Raw genomic sequence first — 19,658 nt, forward strand, 5'->3', positions numbered from 1 at the left:
CAAGGCTACCGCACAGCCCCCTGACCGGCGAAATCGCCGACTGGAGAAACTACGCGCGGGCGATATGCGGTGTGGGTTTACGCGGCCGCAGCCAGGAGGGCAGCCATGCCGGAGCGTCGTCGGCGGCCCCGTCGCACGGCCCACCCGCCGGATCGTCGGTGTTGTCGCTGTGGGCGCGCACCAAATCCTCGCTGGGGTGATAGATCTGGCGCAGCACCAGGGCGCACAGACCGATCACCGCGATGTCCCGCACCAGCACCGTGCCGGTGAACCACTGCTCGGGAAGTCCCTTGTTCTCCATACCCAGCAGGTAGTACATCCGCGGAATCCATACGAGCGCATCAACGGTCATCCATGCCAACAGGATTCGGCGGTGCGGCACCGCCACCACGGCCAGCGGCACCAGCCACAGCGAGAACTGCGGGCTCCATACCTTGTTGGTCAGCAGGAACACCGCCACCACCAGGAAGGCCAGCTGCGCTACGCGCGGACGCCGCGGCGCCGTCAGCGCCACGTATCCGATACCCACACAACAGATCCCGAACAGCACCGCCGAGACCGCGTTGAGAATGACCGGGGGCTCCCAGAAGCCCAGCGAGCCGTCGAAGCCCTGCCACCCCGTGAAGGATTTGAAGACGTTGTACAGCGAATCCATGTCGTCGCCGCGCCGGGTGTTGAGCCGGAAGAACTCCCCCCACCCTCGCGGAAAGAGCATCGCCACCGGCGCGTTCACCACTACCCAGCTGGCCAGTGCGGCGGCGGCGGTCTTCGAGAACTCGTGCATCTTGCCACCCCGCAGGCTCACCAGCAGCAGCGGAAACAGCAGCAGTAGCGGGTAGAGCTTGGCGGACACCCCCAGCCCGATCAACACACCGGCGAGCCACGGTTTCTTGCGCGCCCACGCCAAGAGCGCCGTCATGCTGAAAGCCGTTGCGAGGGCATCGAAATTCGTGAAGATCTGGAAGATCACGATCGGGGACGCGGCGATCATCACCACATCCCATGGACGTGTGCGCGGGCTCAATCCCGCACTGGCCCAAATGGTCACCAGCCAGGCCAGCGCCAACCCGAAGGCCACGATGTTGAAGAACATCACGACTTCGGCGACGATGGGCAGCCCCAGCAGGTCGCTGGCCTGGGTGTACGTCTTGGCCAGGGCCATCGCGGTGTACTGGTACACCCCGGTGACCACCGGGTACTCCATGTACCGGACCGCCGGGGTGCCGTCGTACTGAATCTTCTGATGCCCGCTCGAGTCGGTTTCCAGCCAGCTCGACTTGTACGGGAAGCGGCCCTGGTTCAACAGCTCCGCGCCATAAAGCGGCACGGTATCCGAGTAGCACAGTTGGTAGTAGGCGCGGTTGTTGTCCCAGTTGGCCACGCGCTGGGAGCCGCTGCCGGTTCCACTCTGCTGCAGACAGGGCGCCTTGCTGGTCCATCCCAGGATGAGGAACCCCAGCGCGATGATGAACACCACCCGCAGCGGCGTCCAGAACGGTTGCCTGCCGACCAACGCGTGCCGACCCAGCGGTCCGCCGACCACCTCGGACAGCTCGGCGCCCATCACATCTGTGCGACTGGGGAAGTCACGGTCGTCGGCGCTGCGCAGATCACCCGCGAGTTTTTCGGGAGACACCGTCGCACCCTGAATGTCGCCGACGCTACGGCTCACAGACTCAATGTCGCCGACGCTGCGGCTCCGGGATTCGGCCGGCACCTGCCTACTGCCCCGGAGGTGGCGGTACGTCACCCGCCGGTGGCGCCGCCGGGCCAACCGGAATCGTTGTCGGGGGCCCCACCGGAATGGTGATACCCGGCGCGATCTCGATGGTCGGCTGGATGACCGTTACCTCTCCACCGCCGCCCGGCGCGGGCGCAGGCGGACCATTCGGCGCCGGAGGCGGGGGTACGTAGACGGGCACACCGGCATAACCACCGATGACACCTGGCTTGGGGAAGGTCTCCTTGGTGGTGCCGTCCAGCGCACCATCCATGGTCTTCTTCCAGATGTCCGATGGCAGGCCGGAACCGTAAATCGGCCCGCCCCAACTGTTCTTGATCGGCTTGCCGTCGTCGGTTCCCACCCACACCGCTGTCGAGAGCGACGGGGTGACACCGACCATCCAGGCGTCCTTGTTGTCCTTGGTGTCGCCCAACTGGGCGGTACCAGTCTTCGCGGCCGACTCTCGGCCACCGGCCAGCCCATGTCCACGCGAGTAGCCCGCAATCGGCTTCATCGCCGAGATCGCGTTGTTCGCAACGTCATCGGATATGCGCTTCTCGCCGGTGTTGTCGGAGGAGCCCGCGTCGAAAAGCACCTGACCGTCCGCGTTCACCACCTTCTGGATGAAGTGCGGCTTGCGGTAGGTCCCTGACGCCGCCAAGGTCGCATACGCCGAGGCCATGTCGATCACCCGGGTCTGATACTGACCCAACACGACGCCGTTGTTCGGCGGGCCGCCCTGACCGTCCTCGGACAGAGTGTGCGAGACACCGGGAAAGTTCTCGGCGATACCGGCGTTGTGCGCGGCCGTCGCCACATCATCGGGCCCGTTCTTCAGCTTCAGCATGAGCCGGTAGAAGCTGGTGTTCAGCGAGCGCTTGAGCGCCTCGGCCACCGAACACGTTCCACACGAAGCATCTTCGCTGTTCTTGATGGTGATGCCCTGATACGTCAGCTCCGAGCTGTCCAGCTGATAGCCCAGGCCGATGCCCTGCTGCAATGCCGCCACCAAGGCAAACACCTTGAACGACGAGCCGGTCTGCAAACCCTGCTGCGCATAGTCCAGGCCCTGCGCGTTCGATCCGCCGTAATAGGCCTTCACCGCGCCGGTACGCGGGTCGACGGAGACCACCGCCGTCCGCAGATCAGGGTTCTCACCCTGCAGGGTGCTGTTGACCGCGTTCTCGGCGGCCTGCTGCGCCTTGGTGTCGATGGTGGTCGTGATCTGCAGACCCTCGGTGTTCAACGTCTGCTCATCGATGTTGAACAGGTCGGTCAGCTCCGCCATCACCTGACGTTTGATGAGGCCGTTCGGGCCCGTGGTCGCGTTCTGTGCGGCGGCCTGCTCGGGCGGCACCGTTGCCGGGTACACCTGCCCGGCGCGATCCTGCGCGGACAGGGCACCGATGGTCACCATGCCGTCGAGCACCCAATTCCACCGGTTGGTCGACTCAGGCAAGTCCACCGCGGGATCCAGTCGTGAAGGCCGTTGGATTAGCGCGGCCAACAACGCACCCTCGGACACGGTCAGCTGTTCGACCGGCTTGTCGAAGTAGGCCTTCGATGCCGCCGAGATGCCGTACGCACCGCGCCCGAAATAGATGATGTTGAGGTAGGCCTCCAGCACCTGATCCTTGGACCAGGACTGGGACATCTTGGTGGAGATGACGATTTCTTTGGCCTTACGGGTGAGGCCGCCGAGGCCGGCGCGCTGCGCGCCCACCATCGCGTTCTTCACGTACTGCTGAGTGATCGTCGATCCACCCTGAGTGTCGCCACCGAACATGTTGTTCTTGACAGCGCGCAGCAGCCCTGAGAACGAGAACCCCGGGTTGCCGTAGAAATCACGGTCCTCGGCGGCCATCACGGCCGCACGCACATGCTGGGGCACCTGGTCGATCTTGATATCGACCCGGTTCCCGTCCGGTGGAACAACTTTGGCGAGCTCGGTGGTGCCGTCGCTGGCCAGGATGGTGGACACCTGGCTGGTACGAATGTCACCCGGCTTCGGGATGTCGACCACCGAATACGCCAGTGCGAACGTCGCCAGCGGGATAACGATCGCCAGCAAGACCAGCGCGATCATCACACGACGGAAAATTCTCCAGCCGTTGGTCTTCCGCTTACGGCGGCGCTGCGGCGGACGAGACTGGCCACCGGGCCTGCCGGGTGGCGGCGGCGGCTCGTGCCCCATGCCCTCGTCGTCACGTTCCAGTGCCGCGCGCGCGGCGGCCACGGCGTCCTCGTCGCGCCGGTACAACGGCAGATCCTCGACGGGGTCGAGGATCGACGTCGGGCGATCGTCCATGCTGGGGGTACGCGGTGAATCCGAGCCGCTGCTGGGAGCTACCGGATTCTGCCCGCCAACCACGCCGCCCTCACCTTGTGGCCTATTCACTGGCCGTCCGGGCACGAGTTGTCCGCTGACGTGGGGTGGTCCCCTTCGGCGCCGGGAGGGCGCCCATGACATACGACTTCACCAAATGATTCCAACTGCAGGTCCGGCATACCTCGACAACGTGCACGGCGAACTCCGGGTACCGAGTGGCAAGCATCACGAGTTCCTCGGCCGAACGGGCCGACCCTGATACCGCTCCCAAGTGCTCGCCGAAAACCCACGACACCAGCGTCAGTTGCTCCTTGCGGCAGATCGGGCAGACCACGGCACTCGATTTGCCGTGGAACTTAGCCGCGCGGAGCAGGTACGGGTTCGCGTCGCAGACTTCGGCCACGCCGGTACGCCCGGAATAGACCTCGGCCAGCAGGGATCGCCGCTTGAGCGCGTAATCCACCACCTGTCTCTGCAATCGCACGGTAACCAGAGTACGTCCGATTACCCGCAGGCAGACCCCGGGCCACACAGACAGCATGTCCTTTGCGAAGCCGAAGTCTGTCTGCGTTCCACTCGTTACGATGGGTCGGTTGTCAGGAAGAGGGGGCAAGGTGACATTTCTTCGACTTTCGCCGGCGCTTGCCGGCTTTGCGGTCATCGCCGTGATCACATCCGGATGCGGGAAATCTGCCGACATCTCGTCGACGCAAGCAGCCACCTCAGCGGCTACGTCGACGACGCGGCCGGCCCCGGTCGACGGTCCCGCGGCGACTGCCTCCGCGCCCGTTGGGGTGAAGGGCACCGGCAAGATCGTCGGGTCCGCAGTCCTGAAGGTGATGGGCGCCGGAACGGCAACCGTCACCTGGCAGGAGAACGGCGGCCCCGCCCACATCGAGAAGGATGTCTCGCTGCCCTGGGAGCACACCATCGACGTCGTCGAGGAGGCGAACTCCGAGGTCCAGGCCAACGGCGCCGGCGCCACCGGCTGCACGATCACGATGGGCGACATGCTGGTGTCGTTCAAGAACGAGCCGAACCCGGTCTGCGAGTTCGCGTACTGGGGCTGATTCCGGCCACTCTACGATTCCTCGCATGGCGACCCGTGCCAAGGACTCTGACCGAGACGTCACCTGCAAGGCGCTCGATGCCGCCTTTGGCGAAGGCCAGATCTCCTCGGAGGAACATCGTCAACGGATCGCCGTGGCCACCTCTGCGCAGACTCTCGGTGAACTCAACGGCGTGGTCTCCGATCTGCAGATCGCCGCACTTCCGGCCCACGTACCCGCACCGCAGCCGCAGCGGCGCCGCTGGCCGGCGATCGTTGTCACGGCTGTCGTCGCCGCCGCCGTCGGAGCCGGGGTGAGCAGCTACGCGACGCGGCCGGTGCCACCGGACCCGGGCGCGGCCGCCGACGGCGTCGCCCCCGTGGTGATCGCGCCGACCAAGCTGTTCTCCGTCCCGGGCCTGTCCGGCCTGCTGGATCAGATGCGCGCGAAGTTCGGCGACACCACGGGTATCGAGCTGACCGTGCGCTGGAACAACGCGTCGCTGGTCCGCATCGAGGCCGCGGATCCGGAACTGCCCATCACCTACCCGTATCAGGGCGGGTTCCGCGACGGCGGCGCGCAGCCCGGCACCTGGCGCAACGTGAAGATCGGCGACCTGAGCCGGTTCGATCCGGCCAAGATCGTCGGCGTCCTGCGCGGCGCACCCGAGACCCTGAACGTGCCCACAGCCGGAGAGAGCGGAACCGTCATGGTGATCCGGCCCAGCGACGAGGGCGTCGACATCACCGTCACCGTCTCAGAGAGGGACCGCACCGGACGGATGGTCGTCGCGGGTAACGGCGAGCCCAAAGAGGTCACGCCCGCATCCTGAGCATCAAGATCGCTCTACGATTCCTCGCATGGCGACAGTCACCCGGGCCAAGGACAGCGACCGCAACGACACCTGCAAGCTGCTCGACGATGCGCTGAGCGACGGACAGCTGTCCATGGAGGAGCACCGGGAAAGGGTCGCTGCGGCCACCAACGCCTCCACACTGAGCCAGCTGAGCGCCCTCGTCTCGGATCTGCAGAACGCAAAGTCCGCGGCGAGCATGCCCGTCCTCCAGGGGTCGCAACGCCCCTGGTGGCGGCGGTGGTACGCCCCCGCCGGGGTGGCCACGGCGCTGATCCTGGTGGGTGTTCTCGTCGGTTGGGGCGCGTATGGAAACACCAACTCTCCTTTGGACTTCCAATCAGACCCGGGCGCCAAGCCCGACGGCGTGGCGCCGATCGTGCTGACGCCGCCGCGGCAGTTGATGTCGCTGGGCGGTCTGACCGGGCTGTTCGAGCAGATGCGCCAAAAGTTCGGCGACACCACGGGGTACGAACTGAACATCTACGGGGAGTACGCCCTGCTCACCCGACCCGATCCGCGCGAGCCGCGCCGCACCCTGCGGTACCGCTACGAGGGCGGGTGGGACCACCCCGATGACGACAGTGGGTCGCATGCCGACCACGTAGTGGATCTCGGCAAGTTTGATGTGAAGACCATCATCGGGATCCTGCGCGGCGCACCCGAAACCCTCGGCATCAAGGCCAGCGAGGTCAAGAACACCTACCTTTTCATCAAGCCGAGCGAGGATAAGACCGCGCCGCCGGACACCGTGCAGATCGACATCTCGGTGAGCGGTGAGTTCCAGAATGGCTCGATCTACGTCAATCCCGACGGCACGCCGATTCGGACGATGTATCCATCCGAGAGATAAACCCTCCCCCGTGTGGCGCCCGCATATATCGCGGCGATACTATGGCGCGATCGGTGCACGAGAGATGCTCCGGCGTCATACACGGTGTTGGGAGGTGACTTCATGTTGGAACTGGCCATCTTGGGCCTGCTGCTTGAGTCACCCATGCACGGCTACGAGCTGCGCAAGCGCCTGACGGGCCTACTGGGCGCCTTTCGGGCCTTCTCCTACGGCTCGCTGTACCCGGCCCTGCGCCGCATGCAGGCCGACGGGCTTATCGCAGAGGACTCCGCGCCCGCGGGCACCACGGTGCTGCTTCGCGGCAAGCGGGTCTATCAGATGACGGCCGCGGGCCGCGCTCGCTTCAGCGAGCTGGTGGCGGACACCGGTCCACAGAACTACACCGACGACGGCTTCGGTGTGCACCTGGCATTCTTCAACCGCACCCCGGCCGAGGCCCGGATGCGCATCCTCGAAGGCCGTCGTCGTCAGGTGGAGGAACGCCGGGAAGGTCTGCGCGAGGCCATTACCCGGGCGAGCAGTTCGTTCGACCGATACACAAAGCAGTTGCACCAGCTTGGCCTGGAATCCAGTGAACGAGAAGTGAAGTGGCTCAACGACTTGATCGCCGCCGAGCGCACCGCGCAGGCACGGGTCGAGGAGCGTTAAGTATGTCCATCGGTAAAGGAGAACCGTCCATGTCCAACAACACATCTGAGGTGCGGGTAGCCATCGTCGGCGTCGGCAACTGCGCGTCCTCGCTGGTCCAGGGTGTGCAGTATTACCAGGATGCGGACGAGAACTCCAATGTTCCGGGTCTGATGCACGTCAAGTTCGGCCAGTACCACGTGCGCGACGTGAAGTTCGTCGCCGCGTTCGACGTGGACGCCAAGAAGGTGGGCTTCGATCTCTCCGAGGCCATCTCGGCCTCCGAGAACAACACCATCAAGATCGCCGACGTGCCGCCGACCGATGTGATCGTGCAGCGCGGCCCCACCCTGGACGGCATCGGCAAGTACTACGCCGACACCATCGAGGTCTCCGACGCCGATCCGGTCGATGTGGTGAAGATACTCAAGGACAACGACGTTGACGTCCTCGTCTCCTACCTGCCGGTGGGCTCGGAAGAGGCCGACAAGTTCTACGCACAGTGCGCCATCGACGCCAAGGTGGCGTTCGTCAACGCGCTGCCGGTGTTCATCGCCTCGGACCCGGTGTGGGCCAAGAAGTTCGAGGACGCCGGTGTGCCGATCGTGGGCGATGACATCAAGAGCCAGGTGGGCGCCACCATCACCCACCGGGTGATGGCCAAGCTGTTCGAGGATCGCGGTGTCACCCTGGACCGCACCTACCAGCTCAACGTCGGCGGCAACATGGACTTCAAGAACATGCTCGAGCGTGAGCGTCTGGAGTCCAAGAAGGTCTCCAAGACCCAGGCCGTCACCTCGAACCTGAACGGCTCGCTGGCCGACAAGGTGTACGACAAGAACGTGCACATCGGCCCGTCCGACTACGTCGCCTGGCTCGATGATCGCAAGTGGGCCTACGTCCGCCTGGAAGGTCGCGCCTTCGGCGACGTGCCGCTGAACCTCGAGTACAAGCTTGAGGTCTGGGATTCCCCCAACTCGGCCGGCATCATCATCGACGCGGTGCGCGCCGCGAAGATCGCGCTGGACCGTGGACTCGGTGGCCCGATCCTGCCGGCCTCTGCCTACCTGATGAAGAGCCCGCCCAAGCAGCTCGCCGACGATGTCGCGCGCGTCCAGCTGGAGCAGTTCATCGAGGGCTGACCGCTCCCGTACTCCTCAACAGGGAGGGCATACCCGACGGTATGCCCTCCCTGTTTATATGTTGGCGCGCAATCGATTCGCGATCACGGTGAGCCTGTCGAGCTCCACCAGCGTTTCTGTCTCACTTCGCGGATCAAGGTGAAACAGCACCCGATCCACACCGGCCGCCAAATACGCTGCGGCAACACGCTCGTCCCCGGCCGTGCCACTCACGCTCACGGGCAGGTCCGCGCGACCATGCTCGGCGAACAGACGGCGCGCCTCGCGCACATCATCGGGTGTCGACGTCGCCGCGTAGGGCAACCAGCCATCACCGAGCCGCACCGCGCGTCGTTGTGCCGCCGGGCTCGGACCACCGACATAGATCGGGAGCGGCGATTCCGGACGCGGACTCGCTGCGACGGGCCCGAAATCGACATGCTCTCCGTGGAACTCAGCCACCTCATCGGTCCACAGCAGCTTTAGGGCAACCACCTGCTCGTCAAGTTTCGCACCGCGCACCTTCGGGTCGGTGCCATGGTTGCGCAGCTCGCCCAGATTCCACCCGACACCGACTCCGAGCACCGCACGGCCACCAGACAACGTCGCCAGAGTCGCCCACGCCTTGGCGGTGTGCAGGACATCGCGCTGAGGTAGCAGCGCAACCCCCGAGCCGATCACAAGCCGTTCGGTGGCCGCGGCCGCGTAGGCCAGCACCACGGGAAGGTCCCGGATCAACGGAAGCCGGGCACGAAACTCCGCATCGATCTCATCGGGTGTGTCCATCGGGAAGTACGAGTGGTCATCGAACAACAGCCAATCGAATCCGCGCTCCTCCACCGCGCGGGCGATCGCGTCCGGACTCACGTATCCGTCGGCCGATGAGGTGGAGATACCAAAGTGCTTCACGACCACCAGGAACCTCCCGCCGCCCAACGAAATTCCTGGCAACGCGCTGCACGATCTGGTTACGGGGTGCAACATCGACCTACCCGGCTGAAGGAGACACCCCATGGGCACCACGGCGGAAACGCCCGACGGCGGCGGTCTGCAGCACTCGCTGCAGAAGCGCCACCTGACGATGATCGCGATCGGCGGCGTGATCGGCGCCGGTCTGTTCGTCGGGTCAGGTGCGACCATCAAGGCCGCCGGACCGGCTGCCTTCCTCACCTACGCCATTACCGGAGTGCTCATCGTGCTGGTGATGCGCATGCTCGGCGAGATGGCCGTGGCGAATCCGTCGACCGGCTCCTTCGCCGACTACAGCCGCCGCGCACTCGGTGATTGGGCCGGATTCTCGGTCGGCTGGCTCTACTGGTACTTCTGGGTGATCGTCGTCGGGTTCGAGGCGGTGGCCGGCGGCAAGATCGTCCAAGATTGGTGGCCGGATACTCCCCTGTGGCTCATCGCACTAGTCCTCATGGTGGCCATGACCGCCACCAACCTTTTCTCGGTGCGCTCCTATGGAGAATTCGAATACTGGTTTGCGAGCGTGAAAGTGCTTGCCATCATCGCGTTTCTGGTCCTCGGCACCATGTTCGTCGTGGGCTGGTGGCCGGATAAGCAGATGGACTTCTCCAACCTCACCAAGGGCGGGTTCGCACCGAACGGCACCGGTGCGATCTTCTCCGCCATCGTGGTCGTCGTGTTCTCCATGGTCGGCCCGGAAATTGCCACCATTGCCGCCGCCGAATCCAAGGACCCCGCGCGGGCCATCAGCAGGGCCACCAACTCGGTCATCTACCGAATTGGGCTCTTCTTTGTGGGATCAATCTTCCTTATCGCGGTGATCGTGCCGTGGGATAGCCCGACCCTGGGCACCTCTCCCTTCGTCACCGCATTCAAGACCATGGGGATTCCGCACGCCGACAACATCATGCGGATCGTGGTGCTCACCGCCGTACTGTCCTGTCTCAACTCGGCGATGTATACCGCCTCCCGCATGCTCTTCGTGTTGGCGGGACGGGGCGAGGCGCCACGCAGCTGGCTACGCGTCAATTCTCGCGGTGTTCCCGTGCACGCCATCCTGGCGTCCTCGTTCATCGGATTCGTCTGCGTGATCCTGGCATACGTCGCCGAGGACACCGTGTTCCTGTTCCTGCTCAATTCCTCCGGCGCGGTAATCCTCTTTGTGTACTTCATGATTGCGATATCACAGCTGGTGCTCAGGCCCCGCACGCCTCCGGATAAGCTGATCGTCAAGATGTGGGGCTACCCGGTGTTGACGATTCTCACCGCCGGTGCCATCGTGGCGATTCTGGTCGCCATGGGCTTTCAGGACGGCACCCGGTCGCAGCTGTGGGCCAGCCTGCTGTCCTGGGCGGTGATCCTGATCGCCTTCGTGGTACTGCGCCTGACCCGGCGCCGCGACCCGTCACCCGAGGAACCGGTCACCCGGTAATTGCCATCGCCCGCCTGAACAGCTGCAAAGTCAGGCTGTGGAGGTAATCACCCACCGCCACAGGTGCTTTCCCAGCGTAGGCACGAGCATGCGTACCCTCCAGGATGATGCCCAGCTTGAAGCAGGCCAGCACCGTGTACCAGTCCATCGCGCTCAGATCGCGATCCGTGCGTTCGGCATAGTGCGCGACGAGTTCCTCGGGCGTGGGCAGGTTCCCGGCCTGCACGAGTGCCCCGCCCAGTGACGCATCGTCGGTCTCGGACGGCCAGGTCGCCAGCAGCCACCCCAAATCCAGCAGCGGATCGCCGATGGTCGACATTTCCCAATCCACGATGGCCGCCAACTGCGGGCCGTCATTGCGGAACATCATGTTGGCCAGGTGGAAATCCCCGTGCATGATTCCCGGCTTCCACTGCGACGGACGGTGCTGCTCAAGCCAATCCGCGACGGACCGCAGGCCCGGGATATCCGGACCCGGATATCCCTCGCGCTTGGCATACGAGTCGAGTTCCTTGAGCCAGCGCGGCACCTGGCGCTCCAGGAAGCCGTCGGGATTTCCGTAGCCGTCCAGTCCCAGCGTCTGGTAGTCCAGTGCGCCCAGCGCAGCGATGCCGCCGACAGCCTCCAATCCCATCTGATGCCGGATATCCGCTCTACCGGCGTGCAACTCCGGCAGGGTAACCGAGGCGTTGAAGCCGTCGACCGGCTCCATCAGGTAGAAGACCGCGCCACCCAGCACCGTCTCGTCGACGCAGGCCGCGATGAGCTCCGGTGCCGGAACTCCTTGCCCACGTAAGGCTCCCAACAATCTCGCCTCGCGACGGATCACATTGTTGCTAGCCTCACGCAGATGCTTGGGTGGTCGCCGCAACACGTACTCGCGGCCACCCCGGATGAACCGCACCATGATGTTCTGCGTGCCCCCCGTGATCGCGGAGACATCCGCAACCTCGCCCGCGGGGAGCCCCTGCTCGTCCATCCAGCGCGAAACAATGTCGAAATCAACGCTTTTCGGATCTACATGCTGCGGTGCGGCCATTACAGATTGCCCACCCGGTGCTCGAGCCGAGCCGCCACATGCGCCCGCGCCTTCTCCGTCAGCGCCGGGATGTGGCTCGGCGGGAACAGCCCCTCATACGGGGTGTAGTCCTTGAGGACCTCCTTAGCGATGGTTACCTTGTGCACCTCGGTTGGGCCGTCGACCAGACCCATCACCTCCGAGTACAAGAACATCTTGGCCAGCGGCATCTCCTCGGACACCCCGAGCGAGCCGTGCAGATGCAGGGCGCGCTGGGCGACATCGTGCATGACCTTCGGCATGGCGGCCTTGATCGCCGCGATGTCCTTACGCACCTTCAGATAGTCCTGGTGCTTGTCGATCAGCCACGCGGTGCGGAGCACCAGCAGACGGAACGATTCCATCTCGATCCAGCTGTCGGCGATGCGCTCCTGCGTCATCTGCAATTTGGCGATGGCGCCGCCACGCGCCTCCCGGCTGATGACGCGCTCACACATCATGTCGAATGCCTTGCGCACCTGGGCCACCGTCCGCATGGCATGGTGCACGCGACCTCCACCCAGACGGGTCTGGGCGATCACGAACGCGGCACCCTCGGCGCCCAGCATGTTCTCGGCGGGAATCCGGGCGTTGGTGAAGCGGGTATATGCCTCGTCCTCGCTGAACCCGTGCACGGTGATGTTTCTGACGATCTCGACTCCGGGGGCGTTCGGGTCGACGATGAACATGGACATGCCCTGGTACGGACTGACGTCCGGGTTGGTGACGGCCATGACGATCCAGAAGGCCGCGTGCCGCGCTTCGGAGTTGAACCACTTCTCCCCGTTCAGGATCCACTCGTCACCGTCGCGCACCGCGGTGGTCTTGAACAGCGTCGGATCGGATCCGCCCTGCGGCTCGGTCATGACGTAACAGGAGCCGATATCACCATCCATCAGCGGCTGCAGATACGTGGCCTTCTGAGCTTCAGTACCGTAGTGCGCGAGGATCTCCGCGTTGCCGGTGTCGGGTGCCTGACATCCAAATATCGAAGGCGCCCAGACCGACCTGCCCAGGATCTCATTGAGAAGCGCCAGCTTGAGCTGCCCAAAGCCCGGGCCGCCCAGTTCGGGCCCGAGGTGGCAGGCCCACAGGCCGCGCCGCTTGACCTCTTCCTTGAGCGGGCGTACGTAGTCCATGGCTTCTTTGTCCGACTTGTCGTACGGATTGGGGAACACGTAGTCGAGTGGTTCAACCTCCGTGCGGACGAACTCCTCGGCCCAGTCCAGCAGCTCCTGGTACTCGGGGTCGGTTTCGAAATCCCATGCCATGTCAGTCACTTCCTGTCGGTTCGGATTCAACGAGACGGTTCGTCTGGACACCGTCCAAGACCATGTCGGCGATGCGCTTGGCGATCTGTGCCGGGCTCTTGCCGTCGGCGCGATACCAGACCGCCACCATGTTGAGCATCCCGAGGATCGCATTGGTGATCAGGTGATCGGACGTGCGAAACACCCCGGCCTCGTGACCCTCGTCGAGGACGCGCTGCCAGCAGCGCTGCAACTCGTCACGTAGTTCCTGTAGTTCCGCGGCACGCTCACCGGTCAGCGCGGAACCGTCACGGACCTGTATGGCGACCTGCTTGCGGTACTTGACGATGAGGATGACGTAGGAGCCGATCAGCGTGCGCAGGCGCTTGGCCGGCGGGGTATTCATACCCGCGATATGGGCAGCCTCGGTGAGCATCTCGTCGATGTAGCTGCGCAGGATCTCCCAGAGAAGTTCCTCTTTTGATCCAATGTGATAGTACAGCGCACCGCCGCGTACGCCCGCCGCCGAACCAATCTCTGCGACACCCGTAGCGTGAAATCCCTTGTCCGCAAACAGCTCTGTCGCCACATCCATGATCCGCCGACGGGTCGCCGCCGCATCACCGTCGGACGCGGGAGGCCGGCCCCGCCGCGGTTTGGCGCCGGCCTCCGTCACAAGATGCCGCCGTCCAGGCGAATTGTCGTTCCCGTGCAGTAGGCCGAGGCTTCGCTCGCGAGATACAGTGCCGCGCCGACGATGTCCTCCGGTTCCCCCACGCGGCGCAACGGAATGCTCGGAATGAGCGCCTCAGCGAACCCCTCCGGCCAGGCCGCCGCGATATCGGTATTGAACAGCCCGCACTGAATCGTGTTGGCGCGTACGGCCGGCCCGAAAGTGTGCGACAGCCCGAGGGTCAGGGCATTCAAACCGGCCTTGGCCGCCGCGTACGGCAGGGCGGTGGCGTCAGGCCGCACCGCTTCGATCGAGCTGATGTTGATGATCGAACCGCCCGCACCTGCCGCCATCTTGGTGGCAATCGACGCCGACAGCCGGAACGGGCCCTTCAGGTTGACCCCGATCACCTTGTCGAACAACGCTTCCGACACCTGATCCAGGCTGGGGTACAGCGGGGACAGCCCCGCGTTGTTGACCAATACGTCCACGCGGCCGAATTCGCGGTACACGGTCTCGACCAGCTCATCGCATTGTTCCCAGGAGCTGACATTGCAGGCCACCGGGAGCGCGCGGCGTCCATGCTCAGCTTCCACCTTGGCGGCCAGCTCGTTACAGGAGTCGATCTTGCGGCTCGCGATCACCACATCGGCGCCATGGGCCGCGAATGCCTGCACCATCGCTCGCCCCAATCCGCGGCTTCCGCCGGTGACGACGACGACCTTGTCCTGCAGCATTCGAGTCTCCTCCATTAATGTGGCGATCGATACATTAAAGACGCGACACCGATAACGCAAGGGCTGCTGCGATCGGTCACCGAGCGAGCTTGTCCAGCAACAACGTGAACAGCGCTTCGGTCTTATCGTCGTTGGGGTCTAGTCGGCAGAACATCACCGAGGCGACGTAGTTCGCGCGCTGTCGCGCCACCAGACGGCACGACCACGGTGAGCTGTCGGTGGTGCGCGTCCAGTTCACCTCGTCCTGACCGCTCTGCACGATGCTGAGCGTCCAGCTCTCCTGGACACCGGCAACCGCGGTAGAGCCATGCACTCCATCGCATCTGGACATGCGCTGGGCAAACTGCTCGAACTGCTGGCTCGCCGAACTGGCGGTCTCGAACGCGATGAGCGCGGTGCCGATGGTGTGCCTGCGCACCGCTCCGACGGTCTCGGAGTACGCCTGGATGCGTGCCGCGCTGAAGCTCAGGTACTGCTGCCGTGTGGCCAGGGAGTATCCGTACGCACAATCGGACACGGTGTTCGCCGTCGAGAGCACCGTGTCAAGCGGCGGGATGGTCTTGACCTCCGGAAGGCCCACTGCCGCACGAATATCCGATGCCGACAGCAGGCGATCTTCGAGGTCGGCCTGCCTCGGTGGTAACACCGGGTAGAGCTTCTCCGGCTTGGCAGGCGCGGCGGCGTCACCCGCGACCGCATGGGTGCACGAGGTAAACAGCACCGACATACTAAGCAAAATGATTGGCGCCCAGCGCATTAGCCTGTCTCCGAGAGTTTCAGCGTCAATCGGTTCAGCACGTCGCCCGCCTTGTTATCGGAACCATGGGTGCAGAACATGGACGATGCCACAAAGTTGGCTCGCTGTCGTGCAGCCATATAGCAGGTCCAACTCGAGTCGACCACGCTACGCGTCCACGCCACCTCGTCAGCGGTATCGGCACTGGTGATGCTCAGCTTCCAGGTGTCGGCGGCGTCACGCCTCTTCTGCGTGGTGACGCCATCACATTGCGACATCCGGCCGGCGAATCTCCGAAACTCACGCTGCGCGGTGCGCGTATCACCGAAGACGACCAGCGCGTTCGCTACCGAGTACTCCCTGACCTCCTCGGTCTCTTGCGAGTACCCCTCAATACGCGCGGCCTCGTATCCCGAGTACTGCACAACCTCGGCAAGCGAGTAACCCAGCGCGCATGGCAGGCCGGGGTCGGTCGACCCGAACATGCCGTCTACCGGGTCCCATACCTTCAGAAGTCTCGGGAGGCCGGTAATTTCCCGAACCTCCTCGGGAGTGAGCAACCGCCCACCGAGCTTGCCGTCAACCGGCCGAATCTCTCGGCCGATGCTCCCTCTGTCCGCCGACACCAACGCCTCACCATCGGCAATCCGCGTGCAACCAGCCAAACTAAGCGCCGCGCACAGCAGCACGATACCTCGATGCATGCACACCCCCTGTCCCCGAAACCCCCGATCGGGGTTTGCTAGGAGTGTAGCTACACCACCAGTGCCATGCGTGGATCGGTCAACATCGCACCCAGATCCGCAAGGAACTTCGACCCCTGCTCACCATCGACCAGCCGGTGGTCGAAGGACAGCGCCAGCGTGGTGACATCGCGGACCGCGAGCTCTCCGTTCACCACCCACGGGCGTTTGGCGATCGAGCCCAGCGCCAAGATCGCCGCTTCACCCGGATTGAGGATCGGTGTGCCCGCATCGATGCCGAACACTCCGATGTTGGTCAGCGTGAACGTTCCGCCGGTCATCTCGGCGGGCGCGGTCTTTCCCTCACGCGCCGTGCTCACCAATTCCGCGAAGGCCACCGCCAATTCACGCAGCGACATTCCGTTGGCGCTCTTGACGTTCGGAACCACCAGTCCGCGCTCCGTCGCGGCGGCGACTCCGAGGTTCACGTAGTGCTTGATGACGATCTCGCCGGCCTGCTCGTCCCAGGCGGAGTTCAGTGAGGGGTGCGACCGCAGGGTCAGCAGCACCATCCGCGCGACCAGTGTCATCGGAGTGAGCTTGAGATCGGGGTACTTGGCTTTCAAATCGGCAAGCAGTTCCATCGTCGCGGTCACGTCGACCGTCAGGAACTCGGTGACATGCGGCGCGGTGAAGGCGCTGCGCACCATGGCCGCGGCGGTGTGCTTGCGGACGCCCGCGATGGGAATGCGTGTCTCCCCTCCCACCGGCGCCGCGGCGGGTTCCACCTGCGGAGCACGGGCGGTGAGGCTGCGGGTGTAGGCCTCGACATCCTGTCGGGTGATGCTGCCCCCGATCCCTGTGCCGCTGATCAGGTCGAGCGTCACCCCGAGTTCGGCGGCGAGCTTACGAACCGACGGTTTGGCAGCGGAGCGGGGCTGGTCCAACGCCGCCGGCTGAACCGCTACTGGTGTGGGCGCCCCGGTCTCTTCCACCAGGGCAAGCGCGGCGGCCCCAGTTCCCGCACGACGTCGACGCCGGGCCAGTCCACTCGATTCCGACGGACCGTAACCGACGAGGTTGGCGGGCGCGTCCGGTTCCGCGCCGGCCACCTCGATCGAGATCAGCGGTGAACCGACCGCAAGGGTCGAATTCTCGGCCGCCTCCAAGGCCACCACAGTTCCTTCGTAGGGTGAGGGCAGCTCGACCATCGCTTTCGCCGTCTCCACATCGGCGAGCACCTGGTTCAGCTTTACCTCGTCACCGACCTTTACCTTCCACGAGATCAGATCGGCTTCGGTGAGCCCCTCACCGAGATCTGGAAGCAGAAACTGTTTGACTGCCATGGATTTCGCACCTCTCCTAGGCAGCGATGGCGCGGTCGACCGCGTCCATCACGCGCTCAGCATCGGGCAGGTAGTGGTGCTCCACCTTGTTGGCGGGGTACGGCAGGGCGAAGCCGCCGACGCGCAGGACTGGAGCCTCCAGGTGATAGAAGCACCGCTCGGTGATGCGCGCGGCGATCTCCGCGCCCAATCCCATGAACACCGACGCCTCGTGAACCACCACCAGCCGTCCGGTCTTGCGCACCGACGCCTCCAGGGTCTCGAAGTCGACCGGCGAGAGGGAGCGCAGATCCACCACCTCGATCGACACCCCCTCCGCGGCTGCCATATCCGCCGCAGCGGTAGCGACGCCGACCATCGGACCGTATGCGGCGATGGTCGCGGCGGTACCGGGCCGGACGATACGGGCAGAGGACAGGGAAAGGGGCTGAGCCGCTGTGTCTTCCAGGTTGACCTCACCCTTCTCCCAGTAGCGGCGCTTGGGCTCGAAGAAGATGACCGGGTCATCGCATGCCACGGACTGGCGGATCATGTCGTAAGCATCCTGCGGCGATCCGCAAGCCACCACCCGCAGCCCGGCAGTGTGGGCGAAGTATGCCTCCGGCGATTCCGAATGATGCTCCACCGCACCGATTCCGCCACCAAACGGGATGCGGATGGTCAACGGCATGCCCACTACCCCCTTGGTCCGGTAGTGCAGCTTGGCCACCTGACTGACGATCTGGTCAAAGGCCGGGTACACGAAGCCATCGAACTGGATCTCACACACGGGGCGATATCCACGCATGGCCAAACCCACCGCGGTACCGATGATTCCGGACTCGGCGAGCGGCGTATCGATGACCCGATGGTCCCCGAAGTCCTTCTGCAACCCGTCGGTGACCCGGAAGACACCGCCGAGCTTGCCGACGTCCTCCCCCATGACGATCACCTTGTCGTCGTCTTCCAGGGCCGCACGCAGACCCGCGTTCAGGGCACCGGACATGGTCATTCTGGTCATGATGCGATCCCTTCATCTTCAAATCCCGCAAGGTATTCCAAATAGTCACGACGTTCCGCTGCGACAAGCGAGTGTGGTTCTGCGTATACGTGATTGAACATGTCCGCGGCGGTCGGCTCGATCGTGCCGAGGCACCCCGCGCGCATCTCGGCGGCGACCTTATCGGCCCTGGCCGCGATGCGCTGCGTGTCCGAATCCGTCAGGGCTCCTCGCCGCGCCAAGTACTTTTCCACCCGCGACAGCGGGTCCTTGGCGCGCCATTCCTCGAGCTCGGCAGAGTTGCGGTACTTGGTGGGGTCATCGGAGGTGGTGTGCGGTCCCATCCGATAGGTGACCGCTTCGATGAGAGTGGGCCCACTGCCCTCCCGCGCGCGCCGCAGCGCCGCCCGTGTCGTGGCCATCACCGCGAGCACATCGTTGCCGTCCACCTGAATTCCCGGCACACCGAATCCGGTGCCGCGCGCCGCCAGTGGCAGATGGCTCTGCACCCGGACCGGCTCGCTGATGGCCCACTGATTGTTCTGACAGAAGAAGACAACGGGCGCACCGAAACTCGACGCGAAGGCGAACGCCTCCGATACATCGCCCTGACTGGTGGCGCCATCGCCGAAGTACGCGATGACCGCGGTATCCGACCCATCGAACTTGACGCCCATGGCGTATCCGGTGGCGTGCAGCGTCTGCGCGCCGACGATGATCGCGGGTGCGGTGACGTTGTGGTCGCGGGGATTCCATCCCGACTGGGTGGAACCCCGCCAGAACTGGAGCATGGCGGTGGGTTCGACGCCGCGGCAGTACGCGACACCGTGCTCACGGAAGCTGGTGAAGGCGAAGTCATCGTGCGCCAGCGCACGCGCGGAGCCCACCTGCGCGGCCTCCTGGCCCAGCAGCGGTGCCCACAGCGCGAGCTCACCCTGACGCTGCAGAGCCGTGGCCTCGGTGTCGATGCGGCGGACCACCACCATGTCCTCATACAGCGCCACAAGCTGCTCGTCGCTGACATCAGCGACGAGCGGCGTGTACGCCGAATTCTCGACCCGGTTGCCTTCCGGATCCAGGAGCTGGATGGTTTCCATACCCGCCTCGCTAACGCAGTGAAGCACCGCCTACCGATGACCACCACCCTGTGGTTGTGTCATGACTCACAGTGCATCAGATAGTCATACTGCGCAACCGATGCGTGTCACATTGCGCATTCTGCCCATAATTGCCGTGCCGTT

General features: G+C 64.6%; 19 protein-coding genes. 6 read left to right on the plus strand and 13 right to left on the minus strand.

The features are described 5' to 3' along the window. Positions 1 to 49: 49 nt before the first annotated feature. From B4394_RS08860 to B4394_RS08870, 3 genes are all read right to left on the minus strand, one after another. Positions 50 to 1,636, minus strand: coding sequence for a glycosyltransferase family 87 protein (locus B4394_RS08860; RefSeq protein WP_078314846.1), 1,587 nt, complete (start codon positions 1,634 to 1,636; stop codon positions 50 to 52). Positions 1,637 to 1,721: 85 nt separating this feature from the next. Continuing rightward, entirely contained in the window at positions 1,722 to 4,094 is a 2,373-nt protein-coding gene (locus B4394_RS08865) for a transglycosylase domain-containing protein (protein ID WP_078314797.1), read from the minus strand. Between the two features lie 19 nt (positions 4,095 to 4,113). After that, complete coding sequence (locus B4394_RS08870) at positions 4,114 to 4,536, minus strand: DUF5318 family protein (protein WP_078312462.1); 423 nt, start codon at positions 4,534 to 4,536, stop codon at positions 4,114 to 4,116. 130 nt (positions 4,537 to 4,666) lie between these two features. Here B4394_RS08870 and B4394_RS08875 point away from each other — a divergent pair, with 130 nt between their 5' ends. From B4394_RS08875 to B4394_RS08895, 5 genes are all read left to right on the plus strand, one after another. Continuing rightward, a complete protein-coding gene (locus B4394_RS08875) occupies positions 4,667 to 5,122 on the plus strand; it encodes a hypothetical protein (protein ID WP_078314798.1) in 456 nt (151 codons plus the stop codon). Between the two features lie 25 nt (positions 5,123 to 5,147). Further along, on the plus strand, positions 5,148 to 5,933 hold the full coding sequence (locus B4394_RS08880) for a DUF1707 SHOCT-like domain-containing protein (protein ID WP_078312389.1): 786 nt from the start codon (positions 5,148 to 5,150) through the stop codon (positions 5,931 to 5,933). Positions 5,934 to 5,961: 28 nt separating this feature from the next. Beyond that, a complete protein-coding gene (locus B4394_RS08885; protein ID WP_078312390.1) occupies positions 5,962 to 6,807 on the plus strand; it encodes a DUF1707 SHOCT-like domain-containing protein in 846 nt (281 codons plus the stop codon). Between the two features lie 102 nt (positions 6,808 to 6,909). Further along, complete coding sequence (locus B4394_RS08890; RefSeq protein ID WP_030097647.1) at positions 6,910 to 7,455, plus strand: PadR family transcriptional regulator; 546 nt, start codon at positions 6,910 to 6,912, stop codon at positions 7,453 to 7,455. Between the two features lie 29 nt (positions 7,456 to 7,484). Then, on the plus strand, positions 7,485 to 8,576 hold the full coding sequence (locus B4394_RS08895) for an inositol-3-phosphate synthase (protein ID WP_078312391.1): 1,092 nt from the start codon (positions 7,485 to 7,487) through the stop codon (positions 8,574 to 8,576). Between the two features lie 54 nt (positions 8,577 to 8,630). On the opposite strand, the gene B4394_RS08900 is transcribed toward B4394_RS08895, so the two are convergent. Continuing rightward, positions 8,631 to 9,464, minus strand: coding sequence for an LLM class F420-dependent oxidoreductase (locus B4394_RS08900; RefSeq protein ID WP_139360070.1), 834 nt, complete (start codon positions 9,462 to 9,464; stop codon positions 8,631 to 8,633). Positions 9,465 to 9,567: 103 nt separating this feature from the next. Here B4394_RS08900 and B4394_RS08905 point away from each other — a divergent pair, with 103 nt between their 5' ends. Next, positions 9,568 to 10,956, plus strand: coding sequence for an amino acid permease (locus tag B4394_RS08905; RefSeq protein ID WP_078314800.1), 1,389 nt, complete (start codon positions 9,568 to 9,570; stop codon positions 10,954 to 10,956). Here B4394_RS08905 and B4394_RS08910 read toward each other — a convergent pair. The 9 genes from B4394_RS08910 to pdhA form a co-directional block, all read right to left on the minus strand. Further along, positions 10,946 to 11,995 (minus strand): phosphotransferase family protein, encoded by a 1,050-nt coding sequence (locus B4394_RS08910; protein WP_078314801.1) that lies wholly within the window; start codon positions 11,993 to 11,995, stop codon positions 10,946 to 10,948. The genes B4394_RS08905 and B4394_RS08910 overlap by 11 nt on opposite strands. Then, the gene (locus B4394_RS08915) at positions 11,995 to 13,284 is read right to left on the minus strand and encodes an acyl-CoA dehydrogenase family protein (RefSeq protein ID WP_078314802.1); all 1,290 of its coding nucleotides are present in this window, start codon (positions 13,282 to 13,284) and stop codon (positions 11,995 to 11,997) included. Before B4394_RS08915 ends, B4394_RS08910 begins: the two co-directional genes overlap by 1 nt. Before the next feature lies 1 nt (position 13,285). Beyond that, on the minus strand, positions 13,286 to 13,939 hold the full coding sequence (locus B4394_RS08920; protein WP_078314803.1) for a TetR/AcrR family transcriptional regulator: 654 nt from the start codon (positions 13,937 to 13,939) through the stop codon (positions 13,286 to 13,288). After that, the gene (locus B4394_RS08925; RefSeq protein ID WP_078314847.1) at positions 13,936 to 14,673 is read right to left on the minus strand and encodes an SDR family NAD(P)-dependent oxidoreductase; all 738 of its coding nucleotides are present in this window, start codon (positions 14,671 to 14,673) and stop codon (positions 13,936 to 13,938) included. The genes B4394_RS08920 and B4394_RS08925 overlap by 4 nt, the downstream gene beginning before the upstream one ends. Positions 14,674 to 14,749: 76 nt before the next feature. Then, positions 14,750 to 15,430 carry a sensor domain-containing protein gene (locus tag B4394_RS08930; RefSeq protein WP_078314804.1) on the minus strand — a complete coding sequence of 227 codons (681 nt, stop codon included), beginning with the start codon at positions 15,428 to 15,430 and terminating at the stop codon, positions 14,750 to 14,752. Further along, entirely contained in the window at positions 15,430 to 16,113 is a 684-nt protein-coding gene (locus B4394_RS08935; protein WP_078314805.1) for a sensor domain-containing protein, read from the minus strand. Before B4394_RS08935 ends, B4394_RS08930 begins: the two co-directional genes overlap by 1 nt. 50 nt (positions 16,114 to 16,163) lie before the next feature. Further along, the gene (locus B4394_RS08940) at positions 16,164 to 17,438 is read right to left on the minus strand and encodes a dihydrolipoamide acetyltransferase family protein (RefSeq protein ID WP_078314806.1); all 1,275 of its coding nucleotides are present in this window, start codon (positions 17,436 to 17,438) and stop codon (positions 16,164 to 16,166) included. Between the two features lie 16 nt (positions 17,439 to 17,454). Continuing rightward, positions 17,455 to 18,423, minus strand: coding sequence for an alpha-ketoacid dehydrogenase subunit beta (locus tag B4394_RS08945; RefSeq protein ID WP_078314848.1), 969 nt, complete (start codon positions 18,421 to 18,423; stop codon positions 17,455 to 17,457). A gap of 11 nt (positions 18,424 to 18,434) precedes the next feature. Then, positions 18,435 to 19,514: a pyruvate dehydrogenase (acetyl-transferring) E1 component subunit alpha gene (pdhA, locus tag B4394_RS08950; protein WP_078312401.1), complete on the minus strand. Its 1,080-nt coding sequence runs from the start codon at positions 19,512 to 19,514 to the stop codon at positions 18,435 to 18,437. Between the last annotated feature and the right edge of the window lie 144 nt (positions 19,515 to 19,658).

Source organism: Mycobacterium sp. D16Q16 (assembly GCF_002013745.1).
GTDB lineage: Bacteria > Actinomycetota > Actinomycetes > Mycobacteriales > Mycobacteriaceae > Mycobacterium.

Coding starts and splice junctions, on each gene's coding strand:
- B4394_RS08905 (WP_078314800.1), top strand. CDS start 9,568: ATGGGCACCACGGCGGAAACGCCCGACGGCGGCGGTCTGCAGCACTCG.
- B4394_RS08885 (WP_078312390.1), top strand. CDS start 5,962: ATGGCGACAGTCACCCGGGCCAAGGACAGCGACCGCAACGACACCTGC.
- pdhA (WP_078312401.1), bottom strand. CDS start 19,514: ATGGAAACCATCCAGCTCCTGGATCCGGAAGGCAACCGGGTCGAGAAT.
- B4394_RS08935 (WP_078314805.1), bottom strand. CDS start 16,113: ATGCATCGAGGTATCGTGCTGCTGTGCGCGGCGCTTAGTTTGGCTGGT.
- B4394_RS08915 (WP_078314802.1), bottom strand. CDS start 13,284: ATGGCATGGGATTTCGAAACCGACCCCGAGTACCAGGAGCTGCTGGAC.
- B4394_RS08895 (WP_078312391.1), top strand. CDS start 7,485: ATGTCCAACAACACATCTGAGGTGCGGGTAGCCATCGTCGGCGTCGGC.
- B4394_RS08890 (WP_030097647.1), top strand. CDS start 6,910: ATGTTGGAACTGGCCATCTTGGGCCTGCTGCTTGAGTCACCCATGCAC.
- B4394_RS08925 (WP_078314847.1), bottom strand. CDS start 14,673: ATGCTGCAGGACAAGGTCGTCGTCGTCACCGGCGGAAGCCGCGGATTG.
- B4394_RS08910 (WP_078314801.1), bottom strand. CDS start 11,995: ATGGCCGCACCGCAGCATGTAGATCCGAAAAGCGTTGATTTCGACATT.
- B4394_RS08880 (WP_078312389.1), top strand. CDS start 5,148: ATGGCGACCCGTGCCAAGGACTCTGACCGAGACGTCACCTGCAAGGCG.
- B4394_RS08940 (WP_078314806.1), bottom strand. CDS start 17,438: ATGGCAGTCAAACAGTTTCTGCTTCCAGATCTCGGTGAGGGGCTCACC.
- B4394_RS08930 (WP_078314804.1), bottom strand. CDS start 15,430: ATGCGCTGGGCGCCAATCATTTTGCTTAGTATGTCGGTGCTGTTTACC.
- B4394_RS08945 (WP_078314848.1), bottom strand. CDS start 18,423: ATGTCCGGTGCCCTGAACGCGGGTCTGCGTGCGGCCCTGGAAGACGAC.